This window comes from Flavobacterium sp., from assembly GCF_020217025.1.
Taxonomy (GTDB): Bacteria; Bacteroidota; Bacteroidia; order Flavobacteriales; family Flavobacteriaceae; genus Flavobacterium.
The window spans coordinates 1-10,000 of sequence record NZ_JAIWOF010000157.1 but is presented as its reverse complement, the minus strand read 5'-3'; the positions used below and the strand labels follow the sequence as shown (position 1 = coordinate 10,000).

At 33.6% G+C, this 10,000-nt stretch carries 10 protein-coding genes and 1 pseudogene; 9 read left to right on the top strand and 2 right to left on the bottom strand.

The genetic code is table 11. From position 1 onward, the window contains the following. Positions 1 to 251 (top strand): gliding motility protein GldC (gene gldC, locus LDL23_RS07945; RefSeq protein WP_291265217.1); only part of this gene is annotated, 251 nt, incomplete at its 5' end. A 43-nt stretch (positions 252 to 294) separates the two neighbouring features. On the opposite strand, the gene yihA is transcribed toward gldC, so the two are convergent. Then, the gene (gene yihA / locus LDL23_RS07940; protein ID WP_194093230.1) at positions 295 to 915 is read right to left on the bottom strand and encodes a ribosome biogenesis GTP-binding protein YihA/YsxC; all 621 of its coding nucleotides are present in this window, start codon (positions 913 to 915) and stop codon (positions 295 to 297) included. Positions 916 to 951: 36 nt separating this feature from the next. Further along, complete coding sequence (locus LDL23_RS07935) at positions 952 to 1,716, bottom strand: alpha/beta hydrolase (RefSeq protein WP_291265216.1); 765 nt, start codon at positions 1,714 to 1,716, stop codon at positions 952 to 954. Positions 1,717 to 2,042: 326 nt separating this feature from the next. On the opposite strand from LDL23_RS07935, the gene mraZ reads away from it, so the two are divergent. The 8 genes and pseudogenes from mraZ to LDL23_RS07895 form a co-directional block, all read left to right on the top strand. After that, positions 2,043 to 2,513, top strand: coding sequence for a division/cell wall cluster transcriptional repressor MraZ (mraZ, locus tag LDL23_RS07930; protein WP_291265215.1), 471 nt, complete (start codon positions 2,043 to 2,045; stop codon positions 2,511 to 2,513). Next, positions 2,488 to 3,396: a 16S rRNA (cytosine(1402)-N(4))-methyltransferase RsmH gene (rsmH, locus tag LDL23_RS07925; protein WP_291265214.1), complete on the top strand. Its 909-nt coding sequence runs from the start codon at positions 2,488 to 2,490 to the stop codon at positions 3,394 to 3,396. The genes mraZ and rsmH overlap by 26 nt, the downstream gene beginning before the upstream one ends. Before the next feature lie 6 nt (positions 3,397 to 3,402). Further along, on the top strand, positions 3,403 to 3,759 hold the full coding sequence (locus tag LDL23_RS07920) for an FtsL-like putative cell division protein (protein ID WP_291265213.1): 357 nt from the start codon (positions 3,403 to 3,405) through the stop codon (positions 3,757 to 3,759). Continuing rightward, positions 3,750 to 5,732 carry a penicillin-binding protein gene (locus tag LDL23_RS07915; protein ID WP_291265212.1) on the top strand — a complete coding sequence of 661 codons (1,983 nt, stop codon included), beginning with the start codon at positions 3,750 to 3,752 and terminating at the stop codon, positions 5,730 to 5,732. The genes LDL23_RS07920 and LDL23_RS07915 overlap by 10 nt, the downstream gene beginning before the upstream one ends. Next, positions 5,729 to 7,192 (top strand): UDP-N-acetylmuramoyl-L-alanyl-D-glutamate--2,6-diaminopimelate ligase, encoded by a 1,464-nt coding sequence (locus LDL23_RS07910; protein ID WP_291265211.1) that lies wholly within the window; start codon positions 5,729 to 5,731, stop codon positions 7,190 to 7,192. The genes LDL23_RS07915 and LDL23_RS07910 overlap by 4 nt, the downstream gene beginning before the upstream one ends. A gap of 59 nt (positions 7,193 to 7,251) precedes the next feature. Continuing rightward, on the top strand, positions 7,252 to 8,472 hold the full coding sequence (gene mraY, locus LDL23_RS07905) for a phospho-N-acetylmuramoyl-pentapeptide-transferase (protein ID WP_291265210.1): 1,221 nt from the start codon (positions 7,252 to 7,254) through the stop codon (positions 8,470 to 8,472). A gap of 1 nt (position 8,473) precedes the next feature. After that, positions 8,474 to 9,808, top strand: coding sequence for a UDP-N-acetylmuramoyl-L-alanine--D-glutamate ligase (gene murD / locus LDL23_RS07900; RefSeq protein WP_291265209.1), 1,335 nt, complete (start codon positions 8,474 to 8,476; stop codon positions 9,806 to 9,808). 12 nt (positions 9,809 to 9,820) lie between these two features. Next, positions 9,821 to 10,000, top strand: a pseudogene (locus tag LDL23_RS07895) (cell division protein FtsW); the annotation flags it as partial.

Sequence of the window (10,000 nt, the reverse complement as noted above, 5' to 3'; positions counted from 1 at the left end):
AAGATGGTGGCGTAGAGCAAGAAGAAGCAAAAGCAATGTTATTGTCAGTTTGGGATAGCAAAGCAAAAGAAACGCTTCGTATAGATTTATGGACAAAAGATATGCCAATAGACGAAATGAAGCAATTTTTCCATCAAACTTTAGTAGCCATGGCAGATACATTTCAACGCTCTACTGCTGATGAGAAAATGTCAGATACTATGCGCGATTTCTGTGATTACTTCGCTGAAAAAATGGATTTAAAAGCATAAAAAAAGTCGCTAGAAATAGCGACTTTTTTGTTTTGTTTGTTTTTTAAACAAATCCATTATCTTTAAAAATGTCTTCATTTATCTGATTGATATATTCTAAAATTCCTTCTCTACCAATAGCTTCCAAAGATGAGGTAACAAAATAAGGAGGCATTTCAGCCCAATCGCCAGCTAATAATTGTTTCTTGTAAGCTTCCACATGATTGTTGACTTTGTTTTTTCCCAATTTATCCGATTTGGTAAAAATAATGGCAAACGGAATTTCGCTTTCACCCAAATATTCCATGAATTCCAAATCGATTTTTTGAGCTTCTAAACGAATATCGATTAAAACAAAGGCGCAAACCAATTGCTCTCTTTGCTCAAAATAATCCATAATAAATTGTTGAAAAACCGCTTTGGTTTTCTTAGAAACTCGGGCATAACCATAACCTGGTAAATCCACTAAAAACCAATTGTTGTTGATTTTAAAGTGATTGATTAACTGGGTTTTTCCTGGCTTTGATGAGGTCTTTGCCAAATTTTTATGGTTCGTCAACATGTTAATCAATGATGATTTTCCAACATTGGAACGACCAATAAAAGCGTATTCAGGTAAGCGGTCTTTTGGACATTTGTCTACTTCTGAATTACTAATTACGAATTCGGCGGTATTAATTTTCATAGGCTATAAAATAAAATTCCCCAAAAAGGGGAACTATTATAAATTCTTCTTTTGTAACCAATCAAACAAAATTTGATTGAACTCTTCTGGATGCTCCATCATGGCAGCATGCCCACATTTATCAATCCAAAACAATTCTGAATTGGGTAATAATTTATCAAACTCTTCAGCTACATTTGGCGGCGTTACCTTATCATTTCTTCCCCAAATAATACAAGTTGGAGTAGTCATTTTTGGTAAATCTTTTGCCATGTTATGACGAATAGCGCTCTTAGCAATCGTTAAGGTTTTAATCAATTTGATTCTATCATTAACCGTTGCAAAAACTTCGTCAACAATTTCTTTTGTTGCTATTTCTGGATCATAAAAAACGTCTTGCGCTTTCTTTTTGATGTATTCGTAATCACCGCGTTTTGGGTAACTTTCACCCATTCCGCTTTCATATAAACCTGAGCTTCCTGTAATTACTAAAGCTTTTACAAGGTCAGGATACATTTTAGTAAAATACAATCCAATGTGTCCGCCTAGTGAATTTCCAACAAGAATTACTTGGTCAAATCCTTTGTGAACAATAAAATCTTTAACAAATTTTGAAAAGGCTTTGACGTTGGTTTTTAAAATATTTTGTGTGTAAATAGGCAATTCAGGAATCACCACTTTGTATCCTTTGGGAGGAAAAAAATTAGCTACACCATCAAAATTACTCAAGCCGCCCATTAAACCATGAAGAATGATTATTGGGGTTCCTTCGCCAGCTTCAAAATAGGTGTATTTTTTTTCTTTTTTTAACATAAATTCCACTTAAGGTATTAGTTCTAATGATTGACAAATATACTATTTTATTGAAGAAAGTAAAGAAAAAAATATCACAGATATTTTTTGGATTTTGAGAATTGTAAAATGTTAGTTATCAACAATTTTATTCAAATTTTAATAAAAATACAAAAAAAGACATTGGTCGGTTTTAATGGTTAAATTCTTCTGAAATATTGATTTTGCAAATAATGTTTTGTTAAAAGTGGAAAATCGAGTTTTGAAATCCAAAAACTTATTAACAAAGTGGTAGTTTGTGGTAAAAAGTGGTAAAATTTTTCTAAATTTGTCCATATTCTAATCGAAAAGAAAAGTTGAAAACATTAATCGGAACATACGAGTGTAAAGTGGATGCCAAAGGAAGGCTGATGCTACCTACGTCGCTAAAGAAACAATTGGGTTCTTTAGAGGAAGGTTTCGTGTTGAAACGTTCGGTTTTTCAATCTTGTTTGGAATTATTTCCAATGGCGGAATGGAATAAAACGATGTTGAAAATCAATAAACTAAATCGTTTCAATAAAAAGAATGACGATTTTATCAGAAGATTTACAGCAGGAGTTAAAATGATAGAGATTGATGCAACAGGACGACTTTTAATTCCGAAAGATTTAGTGGTTTTTGCTCAAATTGATAAAGATATTGTGTTGAATTCAGCTATCAATATCATTGAGATTTGGGATAAAGATAAATATGAAAATGCGATTGAAAACGCTGTGGGTGATTTCGCAGATTTGGCAGAAGAGGTAATGGGTAATTTTAATGACGACGAAGATGGAATATCATAATCCAGTATTGTTAAAAGAAACAGTTGATGGATTGAATATTCATCCTGATGGTGTGTATGTGGATGTTACTTTTGGTGGTGGCGGTCACTCCAGAGAAATTATGAGTCGTTTGGGAGAAAAAGGGAAACTATTCGCTTTTGACCAAGATTTAGATGCTTTAAAAAATGCAATTGACGACGAGCGTTTTACTTTAATTAATGAGAATTTCAGATTCATAAAACGTTTTTTACGTTTCCACGGAATCAAGCAAGTTGATGGAATTTTGGCTGATTTAGGCGTTTCATCACACCAATTTGATGTAGCCGAAAGAGGTTTTTCAACCCGATTTGATGCCGAATTGGATATGCGAATGAATCAAAAAGGCGATATCAGTGCGTATCACGTAGTAAACGAATACGATGAACAAGATATTGCAAGAGTTTTGTTTGATTATGGTGAATTGAAAAACGCCAGAGCGATGGCAAATGTAATCGTAACCGCTCGAAAAGATAAAGAAATCCGAAATTCGGACGAATTAAAAAAAGTATTAGCGAAATTTTTACCTGGTCATAAGAGTAATAAAATTTTAGCTCAAATATACCAAGCCATTCGTATTGAAGTCAATCAGGAAATGGATGTGTTGAAAGAGTTTTTAGAACAATCGTTAGAGATTCTGAAACCTGGAGGTCGACTGAGTGTTATCTCGTATCACTCACTTGAAGACAGATTGGTAAAACGTTACATGCGAAACGGCATGTTTGAAGGAGAACCCGAAAGAGATTTCTTCGGAAATTTTAAAGTTCCTTTCAAGATTATTGAAAAATTAATTGTTCCTACAGAAGAGGAAATAGCATCAAACAACAGAGCACGAAGTGCAAAACTAAGAGTAGCAGAAAAAATATAGCAGTACATGAAAGACGGAATCTACAGTTTACTAAAAGCAAAATTTCTTATAAGTGATGACGCTCTTAAGAACTGGAAATTCATCGTTTTTTTGGTAATCTTAGGAATGATGGCTATTGCAAACAATCATCAATACGATGCAAAAAATTACCGAATTACCGAATTAACGAATCAAGTAAAAGAATTGCGTTCTGAATTTGTAGACCGTCGTTCTGAATTGATGAAGTTAAAAATGGAATCTACAGTGGCAAAAAAAATGGAAACACGTGAAATCTTTCCATCAGAAGTGCCACCTGTGAAGATAGTTGTTGAAAGTAAAGAAAATAAAAACAGTTTTTGGGATAAATTAAAAATATGGCAGTAGAAGATAAAAAAATATCGTACCGCATGTATTTTGTAGCTTTCATGTTTTTCATGATGGCTGTCTTTATTTTGGTAAAACTCAACAATATTCAATGGGTTGAAGGACCTTATTACCGAAAATTAGCAAAAGAAAGAACTGTTAAGAATTTTACTATCCCTGCAAATAAAGGAAATGTGTATTCAGCAGATGGAAGTTTATTAGCTACATCAATTCCAGAATATTCTATTTATTTTGATGCTGTGGCGCCTTCATCGGAACTTTTTAAAGAAAATATTCAAGCGCTTTCGGATTCGCTTGCTGTGATGTTTGGAAAATCATCTGGGCATTATCAAGCAAAATTACAAAAAGCACGCGCTAACAAAAGTCGCTATTTATTCATCGCAAAAAAGTTGAGTTATACCGAGCAAATGCGTTTGAAATCATTTCCATTATTTAATAAAGGAGCAAACAAAGGCGGATTGATTATTGAACAAGAAATTGTTAGAGAGCATCCAATCGGATTAGTAGCAAAAAGAACCATAGGTTACGAACGATCAAACGAGGATGGTAAAGGTTTAGAGTACGCTTTTCGCGATTATTTGAATGGGAAAAATGGCCACAGAATGATGCAAAAAATTGCAAAAAATCAGTGGAAGCCTATTAATGATATAAATGAAAAAGAGCCACAAGATGGTTACGATATTATTTCTACAATTGATGTTTACATTCAAGATATCGCGCATCATGCTTTATTAAAACAATTGGAATATTACAGCGCTGATCATGGTTGTGTAGTGGTAATGGAAACCAAAACAGGTCAAATTAAAGCCATCTCAAATTTGGGAAGAGCTGAAGATGGTTCTTATTATGAGAAAGATAATTTTGCTATTAAAGAGTCTCAAGAACCAGGTTCGACATTCAAGTTGATGGATTTGATTGCGGTTTTAGATGATAAAAAAGCAGATACGGGAACGGTTTATAATTCTTTTGGTGGCGAAATTCAATATTACGGAAGAAGAGTAAGAGATTCACATAAAGGAGGTTATGGGAAGATTTCTTTAGCAAGAGGTTTTGAACTTTCTTCAAATACCGTTTTAGTACAATCGGTGTATGAAAGCTATAAAAATAATCCAAAACAATTTGTAGATAGAATCAATAGTTATGGATTGAACAAACCTCTTGGTTTACCAATAAAAGGAGAAGGAATTCCAGTTATTCCTCAGCCAGGAACGAATCGTTGGTCGGGAGTAGCATTACCATGGATGGCTTTTGGTTATGGATTATCCGTTACACCATTGCAAACTTTGACTTTATACAACGCAGTTGCTAATGATGGAGTAATGGTAAAACCAATTTTCGTTAGCGAAATCAAAGAGTGGAATAAAACCATTAAGAAATTTGATACACAAGTTATCAATCCTAAAATCTGTTCACAAGAAACTTTAGATAAAGTTCATGCCGTTTTGGAAAATGTTGTTAAGAAAGGAACAGGTTCTAAATTGTATTCCAAAGATTTCTCAATGGCTGGAAAAACAGGAACGGCTCAGGTGAATTATAAAGATAAGTCGCAATTGTATTATGCTTCTTCTTTTGTTGGATATTTTCCAGCAGACGAACCTAAATATTCTTGTATTGTAGTAGTTCATAAACCAAATGTTGCTGCTGGATATTACGGAGCGGATGTTGCTGGACCTGTTTTTAAAAGAATCGCACAAAAAATATTTACTGATTCTCCATCAACAAATCATGTAAAAAACATCGATGCTAAAGTAGTTTCTCAAGAAAAAAACTATTCAGAGTATTATAAAAAAGTAGAAAAAGAGGAGCGAATTGTGCCAAATGTAAAAGGAATGGACGGAATGGACGCTGTGGCTTTATTAGAAAATTTAGGATTAAAAGTAAAAGTTATTGGTGTGGGAAGAGTGAAAAAACAATCACTAACATCAGGACAAGCTTTTAACAAAAATCAAACTATCATAATCGAATTATCGTGAAGCAATTAAAAGACATATTATATAAAGTACACATTGAAGCAGTTCATGGAGCTACCGATATTACTGTTTCAAAAATTGAATTCGATTCGAGAAAAATTGAATTGAACGATGTTTTCGTAGCGATTAGAGGAACACTTTCTGATGGTCATGATTATATTGAAAAAGCACTAAGTCTTGGTGCTATTGCGGTAATTTGTGAAGAATTCCCAAGTGTAATTGTAAACGGCGTTACTTATATTAAAGTAAAAGATTCTAACGAAGCGTTGGCTTTTTTAGCAGCTAATTACTACGAAAATCCTTCAGAAAATATCAGATTAGTTGGTGTAACAGGAACGAATGGTAAAACTACAATCGCTTCATTATTATATCAATTATTCAAAAAAGCAGGTTATAAAGTTGGTTTGTTATCAACCGTAAAAATTATGGTTGACGAGCAAGAATTCAAAGCAACGCATACCACTCCAGATTCTTTAACGATTAACAAGTATTTAGATTTGATGGTGCAAGAAGGTTGCGAATTTTGCTTTATGGAAGTTTCTTCGCACGGTGTTCATCAAAAAAGAACGGAAGCCTTACGTTTTGAAGGTGGCGTTTTTACCAATTTATCACACGATCATTTAGATTACCATAATACGTTTGCTGAATACAGAGATGTAAAAAAATCATTCTTTGATAATTTACCAAAATCAGCTTTTGCAATTACCAATATCGACGATAAAAACGGTTTGGTAATGTTGCAAAATACAAAAGCTAAGAAATTAACCTACGCTTTAAAATCATATGCAGATTACAAAGCGCAAATTTTAGAAAATCAATTATCAGGATTATTATTAAAAATCAACGATAATGAAGTTTGGGTGAAATTAATTGGTTCATTCAACGCTTATAATTTATTAGCCATTTACGGAGTAGCAGTTGAATTAGGAATCGAAAAGACAGAAGCATTACGCTTACTTTCTGAATTAGAAAGTGTTTCTGGACGTTTTCAATTTATTGTTTCCGATTCTAAAATCACAGCAATTGTAGATTACGCTCACACACCAGACGCATTGGAAAATGTATTAAAAACGATAGAAGATATTCGCACTAAAAACGAACAATTAATAACAGTTGTGGGTTGTGGTGGTGATCGAGATAAAACGAAAAGACCAATTATGGCCAACATCGCTTCATCAATGAGTGACAAAGCCATTTTTACATCCGATAATCCAAGAACCGAAAATCCAGAAACGATTATTGAAGAAATGGAAAAAGGAGTAGAATCTCAAGATTTCAAGAAAACAGTTTCGATTTTAGATAGAAAACAAGCCATAAAAACCGCTTGTCAATTAGCAAATCCAAACGATATTATTCTTATCGCAGGAAAAGGTCATGAAACGTATCAAGAAATTAACGGAGTTCGTCACGATTTCGACGATTTAAAAATAGTAACTGAGTTATTAAAACAATTGAATAAATAGTAGCAGTAAAGTTTTCAAGAGCCAACTTTTAAACTTTTAAACACATAAACTTTTAAACTATGTTATATTACATCTTTCAATACTTAGACAAAGCCTTTGATGTTCCTGGAGCAGGAGTGTTTCAATACATTACTTTTCGCTCGGCATTAGCTTTTATTTTGTCGTTGTTAATTGCTACGATTTACGGAAAAAAAATCATCAACTATTTGAGAAATCAGCAAGTAGGTGAAACGGTTCGTGAGCTTGGTTTAGAAGGACAAACTGCAAAAGCCGGAACCCCAACAATGGGTGGAATCATCATCATTTTGGCGACTTTAATTCCAGTTTTGTTATTGGCGAAGTTGAATAATATTTACATTGTTTTATTGATAATGACCACACTTTGGATGGGAACTATCGGTTTTATTGATGATTATATCAAAATTTTCAAGAAAGACAAACAAGGTTTAAAAGGGATTTTCAAAGTTATTGGGCAAGTTGGTTTAGGGCTAATTGTTGGAACCGTTTTGTATTTGAGTCCAGATGTAACTGTTAGAAAAGATACAATGGCATCAAGAATAAAAATCGAAAACAATATAAAACCAGCCGATTTAGAAGAAAAATCAACGGCAACTACCATTCCGTTTTTCAAGAATAACGAATTCGATTATGCTGAAGTTTTATCGTTCATGGGCGATAATTACAAAGATTACGCTTGGTTGATTTTCATTCCAATGGTAATTTTAATTATCACAGCCGTTTCAAACGGAGCCAATTTAACCGACGGAATAGATGGCTTAGCCGCAGGAACTTCTGCAATTTCGGTATTAACGCTCGGATTATTCACGTTCGTTTCAGGAAACATTATTTTTTCGGATTATTTGAATATCATGTACATACCCAATTCTGGTGAAATGACGGTTTACATCGCTGCTTTCGTTGGAGCTTTAGTTGGATTTCTTTGGTATAATGCTTATCCAGCATCAGTATTCATGGGAGATACAGGAAGTTTAACGATAGGTGGGATCATCGCTGTAATTGCCATTTCAATTCGTAAAGAATTATTAATTCCAGTTATCTGCGGAATTTTCTTAGCTGAAAATTTATCGGTTATGATTCAAGTGAGTTATTTCAAATACACCAAAAAGAAATACGGCGAAGGAAGACGAATTTTCCTAATGTCACCATTGCACCACCACTATCAGAAAAAAGGTTATCACGAAAGTAGAATCGTAACGCGTTTTTGGATTGTCGGAATTCTATTAGCGATTTTCTCACTGGTTTCTTTAAAATTAAGATAAGATGCGACTGGTAGTTTTAGGCGGAGGCGAAAGTGGAGTAGGAACCGCCATTTTAGGAAAGAAAAAAGGATACGATGTTTTTGTATCAGATTTTGGAAAAATAAAAGAAAATTACAAAGAAGTTCTTACCATTAATGGAATCGCTTGGGAAGATGAAAAGCATACAGAAGAATTAATCCTGAATGCTGATGTAGTAATGAAGAGTCCAGGAATTCCCGAAAAAGCACCGATTGTTAAAAAGCTAATCGAAAAAGGAATTCCAGTGATTTCTGAAATCGAGTTTGCTATTCAATTTACGGATGCAACAACGGTTGGAATCACAGGAAGCAACGGAAAAACAACGACAACGCTTTTAACCTATCATTTGTTAAAACAAGGTGGTTTGAATGTTGGATTAGCGGGAAATATTGGAAAAAGCTTCGCTTGGCAAGTGGCCGAAAACAAGCACGATATTTATGTGTTAGAGTTGAGTAGTTTTCAGTTAGACGGTGTCATCAATTACAAGCCACACATCGCGATTATTACAAATATCAGTCCAGACCATTTAGATAGATACAATTACGATTACAATTTGTACATCAATTCTAAGTTCAGAATTACAAAAAATCAAACAGAAACCGATTATTTGATATATGACAATGAAGATGAAGCGATTCAAAATTGGTTAAAAAACAACAAGATTAAAGCAAATAAAGTTCCTTTTTCATTAGCAGGAAAACCTGAAAACGACGGAGGATATATAGAAGATAACAACATCAATAGTACCATTAAAAACGAATCATTTACTATGCCAATCAACGAACTAGCACTAGAAGGAAAACACAATATTAAAAATGCAATGGCAGCAACAGCTGTAGCACAATTGTTGAACATTAGAAAACAAACCATCAGAGAAAGTTTGACTAATTTCCAAGGAGTAGAGCATCGATTAGAAAAAGTATTGAAAATTCAAGGGGTACAATATATTAACGATTCTAAAGCTACGAATGTAAATTCGGTTTTTTATGCTTTAGATAGTATGAATACTCCAACTGTTTGGATTGTAGGTGGTGTTGATAAAGGAAATGATTATGATGAATTAATGCCATTAGTTCGTGAAAAAGTTAAAGCTATCGTTTGTTTGGGTGTTGATAATACAAAAATCATTAACGCATTTAATAATGTAGTTGATGTGATGGTAGAAACCACTTCTATGTCTGAAGCAGTTCAATTGGCGCAACGTTTAGCTGAAAAAGGAGATAGCGTTTTGTTATCACCAGCATGTGCAAGTTTCGATTTATTCGAAAACTACGAAGACAGAGGAAAACAATTCAAACAAGCCATTTATAATTTATAATAACGCATAAAAATGTTTGATATCATTGGTAAAATACGAGGAGATAAAACCATTTGGGCCATAGTTTTTCTATTGGCTTTGGTCTCTTTTTTGCCTGTATATAGTGCTAGTACTAATTTGGTTTACGTTATTGGAAACGGAACTACAATCGGACATTTAATTAAACATGCTATCCATGTTTTGTTGGGGTTT

What these genes read in the sequence shown, in the direction of transcription:
- murD (WP_291265209.1), top strand. Translation starts at nt 8,474, where the DNA reads ATGCGACTGGTAGTTTTAGGCGGAGGCGAAAGTGGAGTAGGAACCGCC.
- LDL23_RS07915 (WP_291265212.1), top strand. Translation starts at nt 3,750, where the DNA reads ATGGCAGTAGAAGATAAAAAAATATCGTACCGCATGTATTTTGTAGCT.
- LDL23_RS07920 (WP_291265213.1), top strand. Translation starts at nt 3,403, where the DNA reads ATGAAAGACGGAATCTACAGTTTACTAAAAGCAAAATTTCTTATAAGT.
- rsmH (WP_291265214.1), top strand. Translation starts at nt 2,488, where the DNA reads ATGACGACGAAGATGGAATATCATAATCCAGTATTGTTAAAAGAAACA.
- yihA (WP_194093230.1), bottom strand. Translation starts at nt 915, where the DNA reads ATGAAAATTAATACCGCCGAATTCGTAATTAGTAATTCAGAAGTAGAC.
- mraY (WP_291265210.1), top strand. Translation starts at nt 7,252, where the DNA reads ATGTTATATTACATCTTTCAATACTTAGACAAAGCCTTTGATGTTCCT.